Origin of the sequence: Mesorhizobium sp. BAC0120 (assembly GCF_033542235.1) — a bacterium.
GTDB lineage: Bacteria > Pseudomonadota > Alphaproteobacteria > Rhizobiales > Rhizobiaceae > JAWRCU01.
The window spans coordinates 63,452-84,731 of the sequence record NZ_JAWRCU010000020.1; the positions used below are offsets into that span (position 1 = coordinate 63,452).

A 21,280-nucleotide genomic window follows, 5' to 3' on the forward strand; every position below is an offset into this window, starting at 1 on the left:
ATTGCTCGCGCTGGACTACCCCTTGTCGAGCAATCACCCGGCGAGGGAACAGCTTGCCGCCGACCTCATTTTCCGAACCCGTCTGGCAACGTCCAGCCCAGGCCTCGTTCCACACGCCGCTTGAGCATGGCGAAGAGAGTGACGTCGCGATCGTCGGCGCAGGCATCCTGGGTCTCTCCACCGGATTGCACGCCGCACGCTATGGGCTCAGCGTCCGAATCGTCGAGGCGAAGGGACTGGGCGAGGGCGCGTCCGGCCTGAATGGGGGGCAGGTCATCCCCGGCCTGAAATACGATCCCGACAAGCTGCTGGAATTGTTCGGTGAAGCGCGCGGGGAGGCACTCGTCGGCTTCGCTGCATCGACAGCCGACAAAGTGTTCGGTCTGATCCGCGATGAGAAGCTCGACGTTCCATACTGCCGGAACGGCTGGATCCACGCGGCGCATACCGGAACTGCCCTGCGTGCAGCGGAAAGCCGCGACAGGCAATGGCGGGCAAGGGGCGCTGATGCGGTGCTTCTTGATGCTGCGGAGATCGCAAGGCTGACCGGCGCGAAAACTTATCTCGGCGGCTGGCTTGATCGGCGTGCCGGCACGATCGACCCTCTGTCCTTCACATTGGAGCTCGCGCGGATCGCGAGCGCGGCTGGCGTGCGCATCGCCGGAAACACGCGGGCGAGGGCGTTGCGAAGCGAAGCCGGCCTTTGGCGGCTGACAACCGAAGCCGGAATGGAGCTTCGCGCAAAGTCGCTTGTCGTCGCCACGAACGCCTACACGGATGCCTTGATCCCCGGCCTTGCCGAGACGATCGTGCCGCTCCATTCCTTCCAGATAGCGACCGCCCGGCTCTCTCCCGACCGGCTGGAAACGATTCTGCCGGGCGGACACGCTGTTTCCGATTCCCGACGCATCCTCGTCTACTATCGGCGCGGGCCGGATGGCAGGCTGGTGCTTGGAGGTCGCGGGCGGATGGCACCGCCGCGCAGCCCGAAAGACTGGTTGCATCTCGAGCGCGCGATGCTCCGGCTCTACCCGGCGCTTTCCGGCGTGCCGATCGAAAAACGCTGGTTCGGTCGCGTTGCAATGACGCCGGATCATCTTCCGCATGTGCATGAGCCGCAACCGCGTCTGCTTGCCGTTGTCGGCTGCCAGGGTCGCGGTGTTGGACTGATGACAGCGCTGGGCGAGCGGATCGCGGCGTATCTCGCCGGTGGCGATCCAAAGTCGATCCCGTTTCCGCTGACGCCGGTCCGGCCGATCCCCTTGCACGGTTTCCGGCAGATCGGGGTTGCTGCGGCGAGCACGTGGTATCGCATGCTCGATGCCTTCGAGCGATGAAGGACCGGCGCTTCATGTCGCTCATGCGGAACCATCGGCAGGGTTGCGAGCGCCGCACATGAGCCATCCGGCACTCCCCTACCGAAGATGACAACCCGGCCTCCGCTTCGAAGCCAGATACTCGTCGATCAGTTGCCGATAGCGTGTTGGGCCAAAGCTCGGGAAATGACCGCCATGGACGACCGACACGTCCAGACCGCGCATCCGCTCGAGCGTGGCGAGATAGTCCTCGACCACGCTGTGGTAGGCGTCGTCGATCAGCGGTCCGTCATAGACGATATCGCCTGAGAGCAGCGTGCCGGTCTTCTTCTCGTAGAGAGCGATGCCGCCCGGCGAGTGGCCAGGGGTGTGGATCACTTCGAAGGCGCGGTCGCCGAGGTCGACGACGTCCTGGTGCTCAAGGACGCGGCCAGCCGGCGCGGGCGGGATCCGGTATTTCGAAGTATCCCACCCCACCGGCATGCCGTCGAACATCGCGTCGGTCGCGTAGCGGTCGGCGACCGTCCACTCATTGCGTGGGTCGGCGAGAATATGCGCTTCGGCGCGGTGCACACAGCGGTCAGGAAACTCGTGGTGGCAGCCGATGTGGTCGAAATGGGTGTGGCTTGCCACGCAGATCAGCTTTCGCTCGCTGACCAGTGCAACATGACGCGAAAGGCTCACATGGCCGAGCCCGCTGTCGAACAAAAGGTCGCGGTCCCGGCCGCGCACATGCCAGATATTGCAGCGGAAGAACGGCTTTATCCACGGTTCGTCGATGAGCGTGACGCGATCCGCCATCCGGATCGTCTCGTACCAGCGGCCGTGCTCGATGATCGGAAGCGTGCTCATGCTTGGTCGGCAACATTATTTTGTCAGCAGGATGACGTCGGCAGCCTCGCATGAAACGGCGACGCTGTCGCCAGTCCGCAGCGCGGCGCTGGCCGGAACCTTGGCGATGAAGCGGACGGACGGGTCGATGCGTGAATCGGCAAGCACGCGCTTGAAACTACCCTGGAAGATGATCTCAGCCACCGTCGCCTCGCCAAGTGAAACCGCGCCGTTGGTCGGACCGAGTCGCAGATGCTCCGGCCGAATCGCCAGCGCCGCCTTCGTGCCGGCCGCTGCTTCGACAGCCAGTCGATGGCGGCCGAACGCGGTCTCGACGATGCACGTCACCGCGTCGCCGGCAGCCACCGTGCCGGCAAGCAGCGTGCTCTCGCCCATGAAGCCGGCGGAGAAGCGGGTCGCTGGGCGCGTGTAGACGCGCTCGGGCGGCCCCTCGTCCTCGATGCATCCGTCATTCATCACCACGCAATGGTCGGCAAGCGCCATCGCCTCTTCCTGGTCATGCGTGACGTGGATGAACGCGGTGCCGACGTGCTTCTGGATCGCCTTCAGCTCGTCCTGCATCTGCCGGCGCAGCTTGAGGTCGAGCGCGCCGAGCGGCTCGTCCAGCAAAAGGACAGCCGGGTTCACCACGAGCGCGCGGGCAAGCGCCACGCGCTGCCGTTGGCCGCCGGAGAGCTGGTGTGGCTTCTTGTCGAAAGCCTCTGCCAGGCCGACCAGTGCCAGCGTCTCGCGCGCCTGCCGCGCCCTGGTCGTGCCGTCGACGCCTTTCATGCGCAGGCCAAACCCCACATTCCCGCCGACGCTCATGTGGGGAAAGAGCGCATAGTCCTGGAAGACGGTCGTTGTCGGCCGCTTGGCCGGCGGCATGGCGGTGCAGTCCTTGCCGTTGATCAGGACCTTGCCCTCGGTCGGCAGGACGAAGCCGCCGAGGATGGAGAGCAGAGTCGTCTTGCCCGAGCCGGACGGCCCGAGCAGCACGGTATAGCTGCCCGGCGCGATCTCCAGCGACACGTCATTAAGGACGACCTGCTCGCCGAAGCGGTGCGTGACATGCCGGATGTCGACAAGAGTCTGGCTCATGTCGGCTTCCGGCGCAGAAGGACGAACTCGATCAGGATGGCGAAGACGATCGAAACGCCGAATACCAGCGAGCCGACCGCGTTGGTCTTCGGATTGAGACCAGAGCGTAAGAGGTTCCAGATCTCGACCGGCAAGGTGGTTTCGAAGCGCGTGAGCAGGAAGGAAATCACGAACTCGTCCCAGGAGAAGGTCATGGACAGGAAGAACGAGGCGAACAGCGCCGGCCACATGCCCGGCACGGTGATCAGGAAAAGCACCTTCCATTCCGGTGCGCCGAGATCGCGGGCGGCGCGCTCGATCGCGATCTGGTGGTCGCCCATCTGGCTATAGGTGATGGCAAAGCAGAGCGGCAGGTTGATCACGACGTGCCCGATGCCTGCGGCGATCAGCGATTTCGGCACGCCGGCCGCGTTGAACAGCACCAGGATCCCCATGCCGATGATGAGATAGCTTACCGTGAGCGGCAACGTGATCAGCCCACGCAACAGCGCGGCTTTCGGCAGCATGAAACGAGCGAAGCCCCAGGCGGCAAGAAAGCCGAGCATCGTTGCGAGGAAGGAGGAGATCACTGCGACAAGCACGGAATTGCCGAGCGCCGCGGTGAGACGCGCGTCGGACAGCACAGCCTCATACCAGCGCAGGGACGGGCCGGTGAAAGGCGGAATCGGGAACGAGGTCCTCTGCAACGAGAACAGCACCAACACCACGACCGGCAGGAATATGAAGCCGTAGACGGCGAGCGCGTAAACTGTGGAGATGGTTCGGACGAGGACGCGCATGATCAGGCCCGTTCGATCTTCAGCCAGCGCGAGCAGGCGAGGTAGGCGATCGTAACGACTACCATCAGCAGGATGGACAGCGCCGAGGCCGACGGGAAATCGCCGCGCCGGCCGATTTGCATCATGATCAGCTGCGGCATCAAGAGCTCGTTGTTGCCGCCCAGGATCTGCGGCGTGATATAATCGCCGATCGCAAGCACGAATGTCAGGAACGCCCCGACCATGATGCCGGGTAATGTCAGCGGCAGGATCACATGGATGAAGGTCCTGACCGGTCCGGCGCCGAGATCAGCTGCCGCCTTGCGGTAGCTTGGGCCGAGCTGCTTCAGATTGGCGAAGATCGTGAGTGTGAGCAGCATCACGAAGAAATGCACGAAGCCGATCACGGTAGCGAGCCGCGTGTTGGCAAGTTGGACGGGCTCGGAAAGGAGGCCAACGGCCCTCAACGTGCGGTTCACCACGCCATTCTCGGCAAGCACCAGGAGCCAGCTATAGGAGCGCACGACGTATGAGGTCCAGAACGGCAGCACAGCGAGCATGAGCGCCAGCCGTTGCCAGCGTTCCGGCACCTGCTCAGCCAGGATCCATGCGAAGGGATAAGCAAGAAGGATCGAGGCGATGGTGACGATTGCCGTCACCTCGATCGAGTTCTCCATCGCCTGCCGGTAGCTCGGATTGGCGAAGAACTGAGCGTAGTTGCCGAAGGTGAACCCACCTTCCATCGTTATCAGGCTGATGATGGCCATGGCGATAAAGGGCAGGACAAAGAAGAGGAGCGTCCACAAGATGGCCGGCGAGACCAACGCCCAAGGCAGGATGCGGCTGGAGTTCATCGCCCTCCTCTGTTTAACAGCAGCGCTCTTCTTCAGCCGATCCTGACGCGACTACTGTGCCTGCAGCATCTCCGTCCAAACGTCCTGCATCTTCTTGTCGAGTTCGGGGCTGGGGGCCGGGTAGGGCTGAGCGCGAGCGAGGAAGCCGGGCTGCTCGTCGAAACGCAAGATTTTCTTCTGCTCGTCTGTGAGGGCGGCCTTCGTGCTGGAAGGCATTCCCCAGTAGCAGGATGAGGTGGCGAGGCGTGCCTGGCCTTCCGGGCTCAGCACATACTGGATGAATTTCAGCGCCAAGTCCTTGTTCTTGGAATCCTTGAACATGGCGAGCGATTGCGACCACAGCACCGCGCCTTCTCTCGGGATCGAGAAATCGAGCGCCGGATTCTCCTTGGCGAGCCCGGCCGTCACCCATTCGCCGCCGCCGACCAGTATATCGACCTCGCCTGTGGCAAGCGCGGTCTGGCTGGCGGTCACCTCGCCGACCAGCTTTGCGTTGGCTTTCATCTTCAGGAGCACGTCCTTGATCGCGGGCAGGTCGGCCTCGGTCAGCTCCGAGGTCTTCTTGCCGATCGACAGCGCCGCCATGCCGATCACGGGTAGATAGTAGTCGTATATCGCAATGCGGCCCTTGTATTTCGGGTCGGTCAACGAGGCCATGGACTGCATGTCGGCGACGTCAACCTTCTCCTTGTTGTAGCCGATCGTGTTGTAGCCGAACTTTTCGGTGATGCCGTACCGCTTGCCGTCCACCACGGTCGAGCCGTTCATCATCACTTCCGGGAAGAGGTCGGCGAAAGGCAGCTTGTCTTCCGGCAGTGGTTCGAACAGGCCCTTTTCGACGCCGCGCGGCACGTCGATGGAATCGATCACCATTACGTCCCAGTCGCCGGGTTGTGACTGCTCGACGATCGCCAAGCCGGCGCCTGTGCCTTCGAACTCCTTGACGTTGACCTTTACCCCGTTTGCCTTCTCGAACGGTGAGAGCAACGCTGGGTCGGCATGGTCGCACCAGATCAAGGCGTTGAGGTCCTGTGCCACCGCTGGCGCTGCGCCGAGCAAGGCGACGGCGGCGGCGATGCCGGCAAAGCGGCTGCACTTCGAAATCGGACTTACGGACATTCGAGTGTTCTCCCCTGCTGCCTTATGGCTTATTGAGGAAAACTGAACCAATTCCAAAATTGAGTCAATTCTGATTTCGTGCCAGAAGTCGGTCATGAGCGGACTGCGTGCAAAGCATAAGGCGGACCGGGACCGCCGCATTCTCGAGGCTGCGGCCGAGCTGTTTCGCGAGGCCGGATATGAGGGCGCCAAGATCGAGGCAATTGCCGCCGAGGCCGAGGTCTCGGTCGGCACGATCTACAACTATTACCAGAACAAAGGCGACCTTCTGGTTGCGATCGTTTCGATGGAGGTCAATGAGGTGCTCAATGCCGGTCTCGGCGTCGTCGCCGAACCGCCGAGGAATGTCGGCGACGCGCTCGATACGCTGATCGGCATCTATATCGAGCACTCGCTGAACTATCTCAGCAAGGAGATGTGGCGCCAGGCGATGGCGATCTCGACGCAGCAGCCGGAAAGCCCGTTCGGCCGGACCTATACGGCCCTCGACCGCACCTTGACCGACCAGATCTGCGCGCTCATCGCCAGGCTGCAGGAGTTCGGATTGGTCCGTCCTGACGTCGACGGCCGCGCGGTCGGCGAGCTGGTCTTCAACAATATGAACATGATGTTCATCGAATTTGTGAAGCGCGACGCTTCGACGATCGTCGAGCTGCGCGGCGCTCTTCGCCGCCAGAACCGCGTGCTCGTCGAGGCGGTTTCTAAGGAGAAGCGAGTAGCGGAACCGTAGCTATTCGCTATTGGCTACTCGCTATCCGCCGACAGGTCACCCCTTCTTCCGCAGGAACGGGCTGAACACCATCAAGCTCAGGATCTCGAACAGTATCTGCGCTCCGGCATGCGCCGTGTTCGCTGTTGCGTCGTATTGCGGCGCGACCTCGACGACGTCGCCGCCGCATATGTTGAGGCCTTTCAGCCCATGTAGGATCGCCAGCACCTCGCGCGTGGTCAGCCCGCCGATTTCCGGCGTGCCCGTTCCCGGCGCAAAGCTCGGATCGAGGCTGTCGATGTCGAAGGAGATGTAGGTCGGGCCCTCGCCGACCACCTCGCGTGCTTTGGCGATGATCGCCGGGATTCCCAGCGTCTCCACCTCCTCGGCATGGATCACGCTCATGCCGGAATCATAAGAGAACTCCCACAGATATTCGGCCGCGCCGCGGATCCCGATCTGGATGGTGCGGGTTGGGTCCAGCACGCCATCGAGCACCGCGTTGCGGAACGGACCCCCGTGGTGGAATTTCGTCTGGTCGAACGGGCCGCCCGTATCGCAATGGGCATCGATATGGATCAGGCCGACAGGTGCCTCTTTGCCGACCGCCTTGAGGATCGGATAGGTGATCGAATGGTCGCCGCCGACCGAGAGCGGCACCACCCCGGCTGCGACGATTCTGCTGAAATGGCGCTCGATGTCGTCGTGGCTCTGTTCCAGGCGATAGCGGCTGGCGAAGGGCACGTCGCCGATGTCAGCGACCCTCAGCTCATGTGTCGGCGCACAGCCGAGCACGTGGTTGTAGGGTCCGATGCGTTCGATGGCGCGCAGCGCCCGCGGGCCGAAGCGGGAGCCGGGGCGGTTGGTCACTCCGAGGTCCATCGGCACGCCGACGAGCGCCACCTGCAGGTCGCCGAAATCGGGCTCGGCCGGGTCGACCGGCCGATAGGGTGCGGTGAGAAAGGTCGGGACGCCGGAATAGGGCGCAAGCCGCGTGCCGCTCTTGCTGAAGATCTTGTCGGCCACCTTGCGAAAGCGCGGTTCGAAGATCTCGCCACCCGCATTGTCTGAATATCTAGCGCGCAGCGCCGTGAGCTTTTCCTTGTCCCATGCCATCGTAATTGCCGTTCCCTTCGTCGACAGGTGACCGTTGGTGCGCTACCCGCGTCGATACGGTTTCGACCGGCTGCAGCTTCGAATTGCACGAAGTCTGGCAAGCTGACGGGCGGCACGCAAGCGTATTGCGCCGACTTTTCGACTCAAGCCGGGTGGAGCATCTGCGTGCGGCGCTCAACCTGATGCACACATTTTCGCCCCATTCAAAGACCTCAGCCTCTTTGCCCGTGCCCAACCGCCTACCCAGCGTTGCGGCCCTCATATTCATCTTCGCTAAAATCCACTGGAATCTCGGCTGGCTGCGGCCGGCGAATTGGCTAGGCCTAGCACACGGAAAATCCGCGACGCTGATGATCCTCCCCCCTTTCAGGAAGGCACACAGGGGTAGAACTCGAACTAGGTAAGCCTGAGCCTCGAATGCCGTTAGGGGCCGCAGGCTGCTCCTCACTACCACCCCTCCCCTTAAGGGGAGGGGTCCTCAGCTCGGTGCCTGTCGGAAACCTCTCGTCTGGTGTGGAAAGATGTCGCAGAAAACCTTATTGTCGCGTGGGGCGCGAGCGGTGTCGGAGGAAGCGAAACCGGGCGACGAATGTCGGTTCGCCGGGGCCCAGCCGAGCAACGCTCTCCTCAGGCATTTGTTTCGTTGCGTAACCGGTCGAGGCGGGCACCGACACCGGGTTGTTACGAATTTTGGTCAAGATTCCAATTTAGCAACTGTTAATTCTCATCACACGCCGATTGCAACAAACCTGCTCAACGCGGGTTCGAGTTTTGTAACGGGGAATTCATGACCAGTGCATCCAGGTTTCCCTATCTGGGAAAAAATCTGATTGAGATAGGCATCTTCTCTGCGGCGACGAATGCGTTGCTGCTGGTGATGCCACTGTACCTTCTGCAAATTTACGACCGGGTTCTGCCTGCTGCGAGCATGAGCACGCTGGTCTACATCACGATGCTCGCCGTCGCGGCGCTGTTCGTGCTCGGAATGCTCGAGATCATCCGATCCTATTACGCCGACAAGGTCGCAGCCCGGCTGGACACGGAGATCGGCTCCGACGCTTTCGTGGCATCGATGGCCGGACCTCGCGCGGCTTTCGGCGACGTGCAGCCGCTGCGCGACCTGGCGACAATCCGAAGCTTCGTCAATTCGCGCGCGTTGTTCTTCCTGTTCGACATGCCGTTTTCGCCGATCTTCATCCTGCTCATCTATCTCATCCATCCGGTCCTGTTCCTGGTTACGCTGATCGGCGCCGTCGTGCTGGTCGGCGTTGCCTTCGCCAACCAGAAGGCGACGGCCAAGCCGGGCCAGCAGGCCGCCGAGTCCATGATGATGTCGATGAACATGGCGCAGTCGTTCGGCCGCAACTACGAGACCGTGCGAGCACTCGGCATGGTGGGCAACGTCATCGAGGTCTGGGGAAAGAAATTCGCGGAGTCGCTCAGTCTCTCGGCAAGGGCATCGCGTCGCAATGCGGTCTATGGCGGTGCCTCGCGTACGCTGCGCATGGTCCTTCAGAACGGCATCATGTGCGCGGGCGCCTACCTCGTGCTCAAGAACGAGATGACGGCCGGCATGATCTTTGCGTCGTCGATCATTTCGGGGCGTGCGCTGCAACCGCTAGACCAGATCATCGGCGGCTGGCGCCAGGTTGTGGATGCCGGCCGAGCCTGGAAGCGACTGCGCAGCATCGATCCTGCCTCGGTCGCGGCCAATACGGACACTGTCGAATTGCCCGAGCTCAAGGGCGCTCTATCGGTCGAGGGGCTGGTCTATTTCCCGCCGGATGCCGACCGCTCTTCCGAGCCGCTCATCAAGAGGATCAGCTTCCGTGTCGAGCCGGGCGAAACAGTGGCCATCATCGGCCAGAGCCGGGCCGGCAAGTCGACGCTTGCAAGGCTGATCGTCGGGGCAATCAAGCCGCATTCGGGGGTCATCCGTCTCGACGGCGCGGATATCCAGAATTTCGATCCCGACCAGCTTGGCTGCCACATCGGCTATCTCTCCCAGGAGGTCGAGCTCTTCCCCGGAACGATTGCCGAGAACATTTCGCGCTTCGACCCGGATGCCGACGATGCAGCGATCGTGCGCGCGGCCGAGTTCGCCGAAGCGCACAGGCTCGTGCTTAGCCAGAAGAACGGCTACGCCACGCAGATAGGCGCGACCGGCGTTCGCCTTTCGGGCGGCGAACGGCAGCGCATCGGCCTTGCCCGCGCGTTCTACGGCGCGCCGAAGCTGATGATGCTCGACGAGCCCAACGCCAACCTCGATGCCGAAGGCGAACAGGCCCTCGAGCGCGCGGTCCTCAACGCCAAGCAGCGCGGCACTACCGTGATCCTGATCACCCACCGCCCGTCGATCGCGGCCAAATGCGACCGTGTCCTGATGCTGCGCGAAGGACAGATCGAGATGTTCGGTCCAGCCCAGGATGTCCTGCAGATACTTTCGCAGGGCTCGGCGGGCGTCCAGGCGAGGCCGGCCACGCCTCAACCGCAGCCGCGCGAGGCGTCGCAGGCCTCTGCGTCCTTCGCGGCGGTCATGCGGGCCAAGTCCAACTGAGGCAGGGGACAATCATGGCAACCAAATCGCGTATCCATCGCTGGACGAAATCCGTCGACACACGTACCTGGCCGATCTCGCTGTTCGGCTACCTGTTCATGGGCGTCTGCCTTGGCGGCTTCGGGGTTTGGGCCTCGACCGCGCAGCTCGCCGGCGCGACGATAGCGTCCGGCTATGTCGCTGCCGCAGGGCAGAACGTCATGATCCAGCATCTCGAAGGCGGGATCATCAAGGAGATCGGCGCTCGCGAGGGCGATCATGTGAAGGCCGGCCAGCCGCTACTGGTGCTCGATCCGACGCTGGCCGAGGCGCAGCTCAACCGGCTCCTGAAGCAGCTCGCGGCGTTGCGCGCCAAGACGATGCGACTCGAGGCCGAGCGCGACCTCAAGGACAAGCTCGTCATTCCGAAGGATATCGTGCTCGACTCGCGTGGCGACGGCTTCCCTGACGTCGTTGCGGAGCAGCAGGTCGAGTTCGACGCGCGCCACGCGCGCTATGTCGCCGAGCACGCGATCCTCAACCAGCGCATCGCCGCGCTTGACGAGGCGATCAAGGGCCTCGACTCCCAGAAGAAGGCGAGCGAGGACCAGCTGAAGATCGTTCGCGAGGAAATCGACCGCAAGAAGCAGCTCCTGGAGAACGGCCTCACAAACCGTTCGGAATACACCAATCTGCTGCGCGCGGAGGCTGAACTGATCGGCCAGACCGGTGCGCTGCAGTCGCAGATCGCGAGCTCCTCGACCCAGATCATCGAGACCCGCCAGGAGATCGAACGGTTGACCACGTCACGGGTCGAGGATGCCGTCGGCGAGCTCAACAAGGAGCGCGCCAATATCGCCGATATCGAGGAGCAGTCCCGCGCTGCACGCAATGTACTCGATCGCACCGTGATCCGCGCTCCGGCCGACGGCATCATCGTGCGCTCCGCTCATAATTCTATATCGAGCGTCGTCCGCGCCGGCGAGCCGGTCATGGAGCTGTTGCCGACCTCGGACCAGCTCATCATCGAGGCGCGGGTCAGCCCGCGTGACATCGACAGCCTGAAGGTCGGCCAGACGGCGCGCCTGCATTTCTCCGCGCTCAACGCGCGCACCACGCCCCAGGTGCCGGGCACAGTCACCTACATCTCTGCCGACCGTCTGATGGATCAGGCTACCAACCAGCCCTATTACACGGCACGCCTGAAGATTACGGATGACCTTCCACCCGAAGTGGCGCAAAACCAGATCTATCCAGGCATGCCGGTCGAGGCGTTCATCGCAACCGGCGACCGCACCTTTGTCGAATATCTGGTTCGACCGCTGCTCGATTCGTTCGGCCGCGCATTCCGGGAGACCTAACATCGGACCGAGGGACCGTGTCAGCGAAAAGTGCATAGCGGTTTTCGGACGCATCCGATGCGCAAAAAAAGCGGAGCGGCGCAGGGATCTCTCTTGAACAGACGCCGCTCCAGTATATGAGCAATTGCTCAAAACAATAGCAGTTGCTCAACAGGAAAACTCCTGTCAAGATACGGTTGTTCGAGCCGATGCCCGCACCGGTCAACTATCCTGCAGCAGGTTGGGCATTTCTAGCCTTTAGGGCCGGCTTTGGGGAGTGAGGCGGTCCAGAACCAATGGTTTCGCGTGCGGAGACCGGAAACTCGAGACATGACGAGGCCGCGCGGGCAGGCTGGCTCTACTATGTCGCCGGAAATACACAGGACCAGATCGCGGTCAAGCTCGGCGTCTCGCGGCAAAGCGCCCAACGGCTCGTCTCGCTGGCGGTTTCGGAAGGCCTGATCAAGGTCCGGCTCGACCATCCGATCGCCGAGTGTATGGAACTCGCAGAGCGCCTGCGCGCGCGCTTCTCGCTCGACCGGGTGGAGGTCGTGCCCAGCGATCCCGGCAACACCTCGACCACGATCGGCGTGGCGGAAGCGGCCGCGGCCGAGATCGAGCGCTGGCTGAAATCGCCGGACCCGATCGTGCTGGCGATTGGTACCGGGCGCACGCTGAAGGCTTCGATCGAGCAGCTTTCGCCGATGGAGTGCCCGCAGCATCGCATCGTCTCCTTGACCGGCAACATCTCGCCCGATGGAGCGGCCGCCTTCTACAACGTCATCTTCACCATGGCCGACACGATCAAGGCGCGCAGTTTCCCGATGCCGCTGCCTGTCATCGCCTCTTCGCCGGAGGAACGCGAGATGCTGCATCGCCAGGCCATGATCAGGCAGACGCTGGATCTCGCCGCAAAGGCCGACATCACCTTCGTCGGCATCGGCGATCTCGGTCCGGCCGCTCCCCTTTACGTCGATGGCTTCATCAGTGAGGCCGAGCTCAAGGCGCTGCAGAAGGCCGGGGCGGTCGGTGAGATCTGTGGCTGGGCCTTCGACCGCGACGGCAGGCTGATCGAGGGCATCACCAACGATCGCGTCGCAAGCGCGCCCCTGCCGTCTCGAGAGCGTTCGCAGGTAATTGCGCTCGCCATGGGAGAACGCAAGCGGCCGGCCATGCGCGCTGCCCTCGCGCGCCGCCTCGTCAACGGGCTGATCACCGACGAACATACGGCCGCGGCGTTGCTGGATTCGGAGTAGGGCGTGGCCAGAGGGCCGCATCCGCTTACGAACGTCTTCCCGCCGGGCCGTTGCCGTCCTTGAATCCCATGTCGCGCTTGAGGTGGTCCGGCAGCGTGCGGATATCCAGGAATTGCCGCCGCGGCCGCAGAGGGGTAGCCAGAACCGCAATCATCAGGCGGAATAGCCCGTCATGCTTGTTTGGAGTTGCGCTCGCATTCCACATGGGCTTCACGCTGACCCGAGGGTTCCTTTTTGATCAAGGTGAAGGCTATATGCGGCCAGGAAGCGTTGTTTTCCAATTGAATGTTGAGTAGCATCCATTAACTGGGCTTATGCATGCCGGCATTGAACCTGCCTCCTCTCGCAGCGATCCGAGCCTTCGAATCCGTGGCGCGTCATCTGAGCTTCACGAAGGCCGCGGCCGAGCTCGGCATGACCCAGGCCGCCGTGAGCTATCAGATCAAGCTGCTCGAAGAGCGTGTCGGCCTGCCTCTGTTCTTGCGCCGACCGCGGCAGATTGTGCTGACCGAAGCCGGCCAGCGTCTCGCGCCGGCGGTCACGGAAGCCTTCACGCTGTTGGCCAACGCCTATGCTGCCGTGCGCAACGCGGCGGACCGCACGCTGAGCATCAGTTCGATCCAGACCTTCGCGTCGAACTGGCTCGCCAGGCATCTCGGTTCCTTCCAGATAAGGCATCCGTCGCTCGCGGTGCGGCTCGAAACGGAGGGCCGGCTGGTGGATTTCGCCCGTGAGGAAGTGGATGTCGGTATCCGCTCGGGCGGGGGCAGCTGGCCGGGCCTCGATAGCCATATGCTCATTCCCGCCGACTTCACGCCGATGATGAGCCCCAGGCTCGCCGAAAGCACTGGCGGCGTGAACGAGCCGGCTGATATCCTCAGGCTGCCGATCCTCGGTCCGCGCGACCCTTGGTGGATGCAATGGTTCGCCGCGGCCGGCGTAGAGGCGCATGATCTTGCTGAGCGTCCCGGCAGCAGCATGGGTTCGCAGGCGTCCGAGGGGAGTGCGGCAATGGCCGGCCAGGGCGTCGCGATCCTCACTCCCGCGCTGTTTGCCGCCGAGCTCGCGGATGGCCGTCTCATCCAGCCGTTCGACATCCTCGGCAATGACGGCCACGCCTATTGGCTGGTCTATCCCGAAGGGCGCAGGAACGTGCCGAAGATCCGGGCGTTCCGGGAATGGCTGCTTGCCGAAATCGCCGCCTCGGCCGGCAAGGAGTGACGCATCCGTCGACACACCGTTTGCGGGCCGTAGGGTGCAACGCTCTTGCGTAGAATGTTCGAAAGGAGGACTTTAGTACATTCCAAGTAGCTGCGAGCGATCGAGCTATGTTGAATGTGGCGACCCTTGCGGCAGAAGCTTTCGGTCGGCGGCTGGCCGATACTTATCGTCACTACTATGGCGAGCGAGCACCGGAATACGCGACGCTTCTGGATGCCGGCGCACGCCTTCTGATCGAGCGGATCAGTTCCAGCGATGCGCTCTATCATGATTTCGAGCACACGATCCTCGTCACCGAAGTCGGTCAGGAAATTATTCGCGGGAGAATGCTCTTCCGATCGCTCGAGCCAGCTGATTGGGTGAACTTCATCTTTGCACTGCTATGTCACGACATCGGCTTCGTGCGTGGCGCTTGCAGCGGCGACGAAACCGGCAGCGTGGTCATCGATGAGAGTGGGACGCGCTTTCAGCTACCCCGTGGTGCAAGCGATGCGGTGCTCGCGCCCTATCATGTTACCCGCGGCAAGATCGCCGTCCGCGAGCGATTTGCTGGTCACCGACTGCTCGACAGCGACCGCATCGCACGTGCGATCGAACTCACCCGATTTCCGGTTCCGGACGATCAGGATTACCAAGAAACTGACACGGAGGCCGGCCTGGTTCGTGCAGCCGATCTCATTGGTCAGCTGGCCGATCCCAACTACCCCAGCAAGCTGAATGCACTTTTCCATGAGTTCAACGAAACCGGTATGGCGCAGAAGATGGGGCTATCCACGCCGGCCGACCTGGTCGAGCGCTATCCAAAGTTCTTCTGGGCGGCAGTTGAGCCCTATATCGGTGATGGACTGCGTTTCCTGAGCATGACCGTCGAGGGCAAACGTTGGGTCGCCAATCTGTACGGAAACGTCTTCATGGCTGAGCATCGCCGCCTTAGCTCGGGTCCACAGGTGGAAAACTAGCGCCTAGACGAGAAATGCTTTGAACAAATCGTGCTGCATCGCAGCGACGATTCCGCATTGACTTGCCTTTACGGAAGTGAGTAATTGCTCATGCTAGAGGCAAATGCTCACTTTTGGCCACGGGAGGAGTTCGATGAGACTTGCCACATTTTTACTTGGCATATGCTCGGCCAGCGCGCTGACGCTCGCCGCACATGCCGAGACGCTGACAATCGCCACCGTCAACAATGGCGACATGATCCGCATGCAGAAGCTGACGCAGGACTTCACTGCCAAGCACCCCGATATCCAGATCGAGTGGGTGACGATGGAAGAGAACGTGCTGCGCCAGAAGGTCACCACCGACATTGCCACCAAGGGCGGCCAGTATGACGTGCTGACCATCGGCACCTACGAGGTTCCGATCTGGGCGAAAGCCGGCTGGCTGGTGCCGCTCGACAATCTTGGCGCCGACTTCGACGAGAACGACCTGCTGCCGCCGATCCGCAGCGGCCTATCCGTCAACGGCAAGCTCTATGCCTCGCCCTTCTACGGCGAGAGTTCGATGACGATGTACCGCAAGGACCTGTTCGAAAAGGCCGGGCTGAAGATGCCCGAAGCGCCGACCTGGGAGTTCATCGGCGAGGCCGCCCGCAAGATCAACGACAAGAGCTCCGGGACCTACGGCATTTGCCTGCGCGGCAAGGCAGGCTGGGGCGAGAACATGGCCTTCCTCACTGCGATGGCCAATTCGTTCGGCGCGCGCTGGTTCGACGAGAACTGGAAGCCGCAGTTCGACCAGCCCGAGTGGAAGAAGGCGCTCGACTTCTATGTGAGCCTGATGAAGGACGCCGGCCCGCCCGGAGCCTCTTCGAACGGCTTCAATGAGAATCTGGCGCTGTTCCAGACCGGCAAATGCGGCATTTGGATCGACGCGACGGTCGCGGCCTCCTTCATCAGTGACCCGAAGCAATCCAAGGTCGCCGATAAGGTCGGCTTCGCGCTTGCGCCCGATGCCGGGCTCGGCAAGCGCGGCAACTGGCTTTGGGCCTGGTCGCTCGGCATCCCGGCAGGCAGTCAGAAGACGGAGGCGGCCGAGAAGTTCATCGCCTGGGCAACCAGCAAGGAGTATACCAATCTGGTCGCCTCAAAGGAGGGCTGGGCCAATGTTCCGCCCGGAACGCGCACTTCGCTCTACAGCAATCCAGAGTATCTGAAGGCCGCGCCCTTCGCGAAGGTGACGCTTGATTCGATCAACTCGGCCGACCCGACAAAGCCGACTGTGAAGCCGGTACCCTATGTCGGCGTGCAATTCGTGGCAATCCCCGAGTTCCAGGGTATCGGCACCGCCGTCGGCCAGGTGTTCTCGGCAGCGCTCGCCGGCCAGATGCCTGTCGAGCAGGCGCTGGCCAGCGCGCAGCAGCTCACCGAGCGCGAGATGAGGAAGGCCGGCTATCCGAAGTGATCCTCCCGGACCGGGGCCGTGCTCTTCTCCCAGTGGAGTCGGCCCCGGATTTTTTTCGGCAACGAGTCAATATTCGAGGTTGTGGCGCGTCGCGTACCCCTCATCCGTCTCGGCGCAAGCGCCGAGCCACCTTCTCCCACAAGGGGAGAAGGGGATGCGCTGCTCCGGTGGTTCCTGCCGATCTCAAACGTAGGCGATTGGCGGTGGGCTGAATGCCAAACTCCCCCTTCTTCCCCTTGTGGGAGAAGGTGGCCGAGCGAAGCGAGGTCGGATGAGGGGTTGAGAGGCAGGCCGTTGGTATGAAGGCCCTTGTGGGCCCGGAGGAAGCACCATGGCGACAGAGAACACGCGCGCGAGCGCACGTCTCATGATGGCGCCGGCCGTCGTCCTGCTCCTGATCTGGATGATCGTGCCGCTGGCAATGACCGTCTACTTCTCGTTCCTGCGCTACAATCTCCTGATGCCGGGAACGGAGGAATGGGCCGGCTTCGACAACTACTACTACTTCCTCACCGACCCGGCCTTCGGCACCGCGATCCTCAATACGCTTCTCCTGGTCGGCGGCGTCCTCATAATCACCGTGATCGGTGGCATCGCCCTCGCCACCCTTCTCGACCAGCCCTTCTACGGGCAGGGCATCGTCCGGCTGCTGGTGATCGCCCCCTTCTTCGTCATGCCGACCGTCTCGGCGCTGGTGTGGAAGAACATGTTCATGAACCCGGTCTATGGGCTCTTCGCCGTGATTGCCCATGGGCTCGGGCTGCAGCCGGTCGACTGGCTCGCCAATTATCCGCTTTTGTCGATCACGATCATCGTCGCCTGGCAGTGGCTGCCCTTCTCGACACTGATCCTGCTCACCGCGCTGCAGTCGCTCGACAGCGAGCAGAAGGAAGCCGCCGAGATGGACGGCGCCGGCGCGCTGTCGAGCTTCTTCTACATCACGCTGCCGCACCTCTCCCGCGCGATCACTGTCGTCATCCTGATCCAGACGATCTTCCTGCTGTCGGTCTTCGCGGAGATACTGGTCACCACCAATGGCGGCCCCGGCATACAGAGCACGAACCTCACTTTTCTCGTCTATGTGCAGGCGCTGCTTCAGTTCGACGTAGGCGGCGCGTCGGCGGGCGGCATCGTCGCGGTGGTGCTCGCCAACATAGTCGCTTTCTTTCTGATCCGCCTCATCGGCAAGAACCTGGACAAATAGCCATGGCACGCGCTGTCACCACGCAAAGGAAAGTCACTTTCACGGTGGTCGGCTGGCTGGTCGGGCTGCTGATCTTCTTTCCGATCCTCTGGACCTTCCTCACCAGCTTCAAGACGGAAGGCGACGCGATCGCTTCTCCGCCCTATTTCCTGTTCTTCAACTGGACGTTCGAGAACTATGTCGAGGTGCAGCAGCGTTCCGATTATTTCAGCCACTTCATCAACTCGGTGGTGATCTCGGTTGGCTCGACGCTGATTGCGCTACTCATCGCCGTTCCGGCAGCCTGGTCCATGGCCTTCTCTCCGACCAAGCGCACCAAGGACGTGCTGATGTGGATGCTCTCCACAAAGATGCTGCCGCCGGTTGGCGTGCTGGTGCCGATGTACCTGATCTTCCGCAACAGCGGCCTGCTCGACACGCGCATCGGGCTGACCGGCGTGCTCACCCTGATCAACCTGCCGATCATCGTCTGGATGCTCTACACCTACTTCCGCGAGATACCGGGCGAGATTCTGGAAGCGGCGCGCATGGACGGCGCCTCGCTCCTCAAGGAGGTGATCTATGTCCTTACCCCGATGGCGGTGCCCGGCATCGCCTCGACGATGCTCTTGAACATCATACTGGCCTGGAACGAGGCATTCTGGACCCTCAACCTCACGGCCTCGAAAGCAGCCCCGCTGACGGCCTTCATCGCATCCTATTCGAGCCCGGAGGGGCTGTTCTGGGCGAAGCTTTCGGCGGCGTCCACGCTCGCCATCGCGCCGATTCTGATCATGGGCTGGTTCTCGCAGCGCCAGCTGGTGCGCGGGCTGACGTTCGGCGCGGTCAAATAGGTCGCGGGAGGAAAAAATGGGAAATATCACGCTCCACAAGGTCTCGAAGTCGTTCGGCTCGTCGACCATCATTCCGCGGATCGACCTCGACATCGCGGATGCCGAGTTCGTCGTCTTCGTCGGCCCGTCGGGCTGCGGCAAGTCGACCCTGCTGAGGCTGATCGCCGGGCTGGAAGACGTCAGCGGCGGCACGATCTTCATCGATGGCAAGGACGTCACCAAGGAGGCGCCCGCCAAGCGCGGGCTCGCCATGGTGTTCCAGTCCTACGCGCTCTATCCGCATATGAGCGTCAGGAACAACATCGCCTTTCCGCTCAAGATGTCTGGCGAGGACAAGGCCGTCATCGATAAGAAGGTGAACGACGCCGCGCGCGTCCTGAACCTCACCGCCTATCTCGACCGCCGGCCGGGTCAGCTGTCGGGCGGTCAGCGACAGCGCGTTGCGATAGGACGTGCGATCGTGCGCCAGCCCAAGGCTTTCCTGTTCGACGAGCCGCTGTCGAACCTCGACGCGGCGCTTCGCGGCACGATGCGGCTCGAGATCAGCGAACTGCACCACCAGCTCAACACGACGATGATCTACGTCACCCACGACCAGGTGGAAGCTATGACAATGGCCGACAAGATCGTCGTGCTGAACGCCGGCAACATCGAGCAGGTCGGCACGCCGCTCGAGCTCTACCGCAACCCGCAGAACCTGTTTGTGGCTGGCTTCATCGGCTCCCCGAAGATGAACCTGATCTCAGGCAATCCCGCCTCGCGTGCCAATGCCGCGACGATCGGCATCAGGCCGGAACACATCAACATCTCCAAGAGCGGCGGCGACTGGAAGGGCACCGTGAGCGTCTCGGAGCATCTCGGCGCCGACACGTTCCTGCATGTCAACACGGAGGGCGTCGGGCAGGTCACGGTGCGCGCCGACGGCGACATCGCGGTCGAGCACGGCGAAACGATCTATCTCAGCCCGGACCAGGCAAAGCTGCACCGCTTCAATGCCGAGGGCAGGGTGATGTAAGGGGGCGCCAACCTTCCTTCTCCCCGTTTACGGGGAGAAGGTGGCCCGAAGGGCCGGATGAGGGGCGACGCCGACTCTGACAGGTTGGCGCTGCCCCTCATCCGCCTGCCGGCACCTTCTCCCCGGAAACGGGGAGAAGAACGCTAATCCCGCCGCAGCGGCCCCGAAGCGCAAAAAAGAAGAAAGAGCCAATGACCGTCAAACTCTCATCCGCCAATCTTGGCCAGCTTCCCTCCAACGTCGCGGCTCCACGCTATGACCGCAGCAAGCTGACCCCCGGCATCCTGCATTTCGGCGTGGGCAACTTCCATCGCGCGCACCAGGGGGTCTATCTCGACGACCTGCTCAATGCCGGGCGCGACCATGACTGGGCGATCGTCGGGGCAGGGGTGCTGCCCTCGGATGTCGCCGCCCGTACTAGGCTCGAGGCGCAGGACTGGCTGACGACCGTGGTTGAGCAGGACAGCGGCCACATGTCCGCCCGCGTCACCGGCGGCATGATCGACTATCTGACACCCGGCGAGACGACGCCGATTATCGACAGACTGGCGGACCCGGCGATCCGCATCGTCTCGCTTACCATCACCGAGGGCGGCTACTACATCGACCCGGCTTCCGGGGTCTTCAACCCTGGGCATCCGGACATCACGGCCGACGCCGCGAACATGGCAAACCCCAAGACCGTGTTCGGGCTGATCCTTGCCGGACTGACGCGCCGCCGTGCGGCCGGCACGCCGCCCTTCACGGTCATGTCCTGCGACAACATCCCCCATAACGGCCATGTCGCAAGAGATGCGGTCGCCGGATTGGCGTCGCTGGTCGATCCGGGCCTTGCCGACTGGGTGAACGGAAACGTAGCCTTTCCGAACGGCATGGTGGATCGCATCACGCCGGCCACCACCGAGCGCGAGCGGCAGGTGCTCAAGGATCAGTTCGGCGTCGAGGACAATTGGCCCGTCTTCTGCGAGCCGTTCCGGCAATGGGTGATCGAGGACAATTTCCCGGCCGGCCGTCCGGCTTTCGAACAGGTCGGCGTCGAATTCGTCGACGACGTCTCGCCTTTCGAACTGATGAAGATCCGCATCCTCAACGGGGGACACGCGGTGCTCGCCTATCCGGCCGGGCTGATGGACATCCATTTCGTGCATGAGGCCATGGAGGAGCCGCTGATCAGGGCCTTCCTCCTGAAGGTGGAGCGGGAGGAGATCATCCCGGCTGTGCCGCCCGTCCCCGGCGTCGTGCTGGAAGAATACCGCGCGCTGACAGAGCGGCGTTTCTCCAATCCGAAGATCGGCGACACCGTGCGGCGGCTCTGTCTCGACGGCTCCAACCGCCAGCCAAAATTCATCATTCCAACGATTGCCGACCGGCTCAAGGCAGGGCAGGGGATCGACGGGCTGGCGCTCGAATCCGCACTCTGGTGCCGCTACTGCTTCGGTACTACCGATTCCGGCGCGGAGATCGCGCCGAACGACCCGAACTGGGATCGCATGCAGGCGACGGCAAAGGCCGCCAAGCACGATCCCTCCGCCTGGCTCGGCATGGAGGACATCTATGGCGAGGTCGGCAGATCGCCCGTTTTCGCAGCCGCCTTCGGCAAGCATCTCAAGGCTTTGTGGGAAGAAGGCACACGAGAGGTGCTGAGCCGCTATCTCGAGGGCTGATTAG

Annotated in this window: 19 protein-coding genes; 12 read left to right on the plus strand and 7 right to left on the minus strand. The window is 62.6% G+C overall.

All coding sequences use genetic code 11. The features are described from left to right. Window positions 1-53: 53 nt before the first annotated feature. Entirely contained in the window at window positions 54-1,337 is a 1,284-nt protein-coding gene (locus SAZ10_RS29175; protein ID WP_318612968.1) for an FAD-dependent oxidoreductase, read from the plus strand. A gap of 78 nt (window positions 1,338-1,415) precedes the next feature. Here SAZ10_RS29175 and SAZ10_RS29180 read toward each other — a convergent pair whose 3' ends face one another. Genes SAZ10_RS29180 through SAZ10_RS29200 form a run of 5 tightly spaced genes read right to left on the minus strand, consistent with a single transcriptional unit; the run spans window position 1,416 to window position 5,979 of the window. Beyond that, window positions 1,416-2,168: an MBL fold metallo-hydrolase gene (locus SAZ10_RS29180; protein WP_318612969.1), complete on the minus strand. Its 753-nt coding sequence runs from the start codon at window positions 2,166-2,168 to the stop codon at window positions 1,416-1,418. A gap of 15 nt (window positions 2,169-2,183) precedes the next feature. Then, window positions 2,184-3,248 carry an ABC transporter ATP-binding protein gene (locus SAZ10_RS29185; protein ID WP_318612970.1) on the minus strand — a complete coding sequence of 355 codons (1,065 nt, stop codon included), beginning with the start codon at window positions 3,246-3,248 and terminating at the stop codon, window positions 2,184-2,186. Continuing rightward, the gene (locus tag SAZ10_RS29190) at window positions 3,245-4,027 is read right to left on the minus strand and encodes an ABC transporter permease (RefSeq protein WP_318612971.1); all 783 of its coding nucleotides are present in this window, start codon (window positions 4,025-4,027) and stop codon (window positions 3,245-3,247) included. Before SAZ10_RS29190 ends, SAZ10_RS29185 begins: the two co-directional genes overlap by 4 nt. Before the next feature lie 2 nt (window positions 4,028-4,029). Next, entirely contained in the window at window positions 4,030-4,860 is an 831-nt protein-coding gene (locus tag SAZ10_RS29195) for an ABC transporter permease (RefSeq protein WP_318612972.1), read from the minus strand. Between the two features lie 51 nt (window positions 4,861-4,911). After that, complete coding sequence (locus SAZ10_RS29200; RefSeq protein ID WP_318612973.1) at window positions 4,912-5,979, minus strand: spermidine/putrescine ABC transporter substrate-binding protein; 1,068 nt, start codon at window positions 5,977-5,979, stop codon at window positions 4,912-4,914. Window positions 5,980-6,073: 94 nt separating this feature from the next. Here SAZ10_RS29200 and SAZ10_RS29205 point away from each other — a divergent pair, with 94 nt between their 5' ends. Beyond that, complete coding sequence (locus tag SAZ10_RS29205) at window positions 6,074-6,709, plus strand: TetR/AcrR family transcriptional regulator (protein WP_318612974.1); 636 nt, start codon at window positions 6,074-6,076, stop codon at window positions 6,707-6,709. A gap of 36 nt (window positions 6,710-6,745) precedes the next feature. On the opposite strand, the gene speB is transcribed toward SAZ10_RS29205, so the two are convergent. After that, entirely contained in the window at window positions 6,746-7,804 is a 1,059-nt protein-coding gene (gene speB / locus SAZ10_RS29210; protein ID WP_318612975.1) for an agmatinase, read from the minus strand. A gap of 787 nt (window positions 7,805-8,591) precedes the next feature. On the opposite strand from speB, the gene SAZ10_RS29215 reads away from it, so the two are divergent. The 3 genes from SAZ10_RS29215 (at window position 8,592) to SAZ10_RS29225 (ending at window position 12,936) form a co-directional block, all read left to right on the plus strand. Next, entirely contained in the window at window positions 8,592-10,361 is a 1,770-nt protein-coding gene (locus SAZ10_RS29215; RefSeq protein ID WP_318612976.1) for a type I secretion system permease/ATPase, read from the plus strand. Window positions 10,362-10,375: 14 nt separating this feature from the next. Further along, a complete protein-coding gene (locus SAZ10_RS29220) occupies window positions 10,376-11,701 on the plus strand; it encodes an HlyD family type I secretion periplasmic adaptor subunit (RefSeq protein WP_318612977.1) in 1,326 nt (441 codons plus the stop codon). Between the two features lie 275 nt (window positions 11,702-11,976). Beyond that, window positions 11,977-12,936 carry a sugar-binding transcriptional regulator gene (locus tag SAZ10_RS29225; RefSeq protein ID WP_318612978.1) on the plus strand — a complete coding sequence of 320 codons (960 nt, stop codon included), beginning with the start codon at window positions 11,977-11,979 and terminating at the stop codon, window positions 12,934-12,936. Between the two features lie 25 nt (window positions 12,937-12,961). On the opposite strand, the gene SAZ10_RS29230 is transcribed toward SAZ10_RS29225, so the two are convergent. After that, window positions 12,962-13,150: a hypothetical protein gene (locus SAZ10_RS29230; RefSeq protein WP_412535319.1), complete on the minus strand. Its 189-nt coding sequence runs from the start codon at window positions 13,148-13,150 to the stop codon at window positions 12,962-12,964. Window positions 13,151-13,254: 104 nt separating this feature from the next. Between SAZ10_RS29230 and gcvA the strand changes: the two genes are divergently transcribed. The 7 genes from gcvA to SAZ10_RS29265 all read left to right on the plus strand — a co-directional run bounded on the left by gcvA (window position 13,255) and on the right by SAZ10_RS29265 (window position 21,276). Next, a complete protein-coding gene (gene gcvA, locus SAZ10_RS29235; RefSeq protein ID WP_318612979.1) occupies window positions 13,255-14,157 on the plus strand; it encodes a transcriptional regulator GcvA in 903 nt (300 codons plus the stop codon). 107 nt (window positions 14,158-14,264) lie between these two features. Next, window positions 14,265-15,116 (plus strand): metal-dependent phosphohydrolase, encoded by an 852-nt coding sequence (locus SAZ10_RS29240; RefSeq protein ID WP_318612980.1) that lies wholly within the window; start codon window positions 14,265-14,267, stop codon window positions 15,114-15,116. A 133-nt stretch (window positions 15,117-15,249) separates the two neighbouring features. After that, on the plus strand, window positions 15,250-16,560 hold the full coding sequence (locus SAZ10_RS29245) for a sugar ABC transporter substrate-binding protein (protein WP_318612981.1): 1,311 nt from the start codon (window positions 15,250-15,252) through the stop codon (window positions 16,558-16,560). A 331-nt stretch (window positions 16,561-16,891) separates the two neighbouring features. Beyond that, window positions 16,892-17,764 (plus strand): sugar ABC transporter permease, encoded by an 873-nt coding sequence (locus tag SAZ10_RS29250; protein WP_318612982.1) that lies wholly within the window; start codon window positions 16,892-16,894, stop codon window positions 17,762-17,764. A 2-nt stretch (window positions 17,765-17,766) separates the two neighbouring features. Beyond that, on the plus strand, window positions 17,767-18,597 hold the full coding sequence (locus tag SAZ10_RS29255; protein WP_318612983.1) for a carbohydrate ABC transporter permease: 831 nt from the start codon (window positions 17,767-17,769) through the stop codon (window positions 18,595-18,597). A gap of 16 nt (window positions 18,598-18,613) precedes the next feature. Further along, window positions 18,614-19,612 (plus strand): ABC transporter ATP-binding protein, encoded by a 999-nt coding sequence (locus tag SAZ10_RS29260; protein ID WP_318612984.1) that lies wholly within the window; start codon window positions 18,614-18,616, stop codon window positions 19,610-19,612. A gap of 191 nt (window positions 19,613-19,803) precedes the next feature. Then, window positions 19,804-21,276 (plus strand): mannitol dehydrogenase family protein, encoded by a 1,473-nt coding sequence (locus tag SAZ10_RS29265; RefSeq protein WP_318612985.1) that lies wholly within the window; start codon window positions 19,804-19,806, stop codon window positions 21,274-21,276. The last annotated feature ends 4 nt before the right edge of the window (window positions 21,277-21,280 follow it).

Excerpts from the sequence above, each read along its gene's own strand:
- SAZ10_RS29245 (WP_318612981.1), top strand. The coding sequence starts at position 15,250 with ATGAGACTTGCCACATTTTTACTTGGCATATGCTCGGCCAGCGCGCTG.
- SAZ10_RS29265 (WP_318612985.1), top strand. The coding sequence starts at position 19,804 with ATGACCGTCAAACTCTCATCCGCCAATCTTGGCCAGCTTCCCTCCAAC.
- speB (WP_318612975.1), bottom strand. The coding sequence starts at position 7,804 with ATGGCATGGGACAAGGAAAAGCTCACGGCGCTGCGCGCTAGATATTCA.
- SAZ10_RS29195 (WP_318612972.1), bottom strand. The coding sequence starts at position 4,860 with ATGAACTCCAGCCGCATCCTGCCTTGGGCGTTGGTCTCGCCGGCCATC.
- SAZ10_RS29225 (WP_318612978.1), top strand. The coding sequence starts at position 11,977 with ATGGTTTCGCGTGCGGAGACCGGAAACTCGAGACATGACGAGGCCGCG.
- SAZ10_RS29215 (WP_318612976.1), top strand. The coding sequence starts at position 8,592 with ATGACCAGTGCATCCAGGTTTCCCTATCTGGGAAAAAATCTGATTGAG.
- SAZ10_RS29260 (WP_318612984.1), top strand. The coding sequence starts at position 18,614 with ATGGGAAATATCACGCTCCACAAGGTCTCGAAGTCGTTCGGCTCGTCG.
- SAZ10_RS29185 (WP_318612970.1), bottom strand. The coding sequence starts at position 3,248 with ATGAGCCAGACTCTTGTCGACATCCGGCATGTCACGCACCGCTTCGGC.
- gcvA (WP_318612979.1), top strand. The coding sequence starts at position 13,255 with ATGCCGGCATTGAACCTGCCTCCTCTCGCAGCGATCCGAGCCTTCGAA.
- SAZ10_RS29220 (WP_318612977.1), top strand. The coding sequence starts at position 10,376 with ATGGCAACCAAATCGCGTATCCATCGCTGGACGAAATCCGTCGACACA.
- SAZ10_RS29180 (WP_318612969.1), bottom strand. The coding sequence starts at position 2,168 with ATGAGCACGCTTCCGATCATCGAGCACGGCCGCTGGTACGAGACGATC.
- SAZ10_RS29240 (WP_318612980.1), top strand. The coding sequence starts at position 14,265 with ATGTTGAATGTGGCGACCCTTGCGGCAGAAGCTTTCGGTCGGCGGCTG.
- SAZ10_RS29255 (WP_318612983.1), top strand. The coding sequence starts at position 17,767 with ATGGCACGCGCTGTCACCACGCAAAGGAAAGTCACTTTCACGGTGGTC.
- SAZ10_RS29190 (WP_318612971.1), bottom strand. The coding sequence starts at position 4,027 with ATGCGCGTCCTCGTCCGAACCATCTCCACAGTTTACGCGCTCGCCGTC.
- SAZ10_RS29205 (WP_318612974.1), top strand. The coding sequence starts at position 6,074 with ATGAGCGGACTGCGTGCAAAGCATAAGGCGGACCGGGACCGCCGCATT.
- SAZ10_RS29200 (WP_318612973.1), bottom strand. The coding sequence starts at position 5,979 with ATGTCCGTAAGTCCGATTTCGAAGTGCAGCCGCTTTGCCGGCATCGCC.
- SAZ10_RS29250 (WP_318612982.1), top strand. The coding sequence starts at position 16,892 with ATGGCGACAGAGAACACGCGCGCGAGCGCACGTCTCATGATGGCGCCG.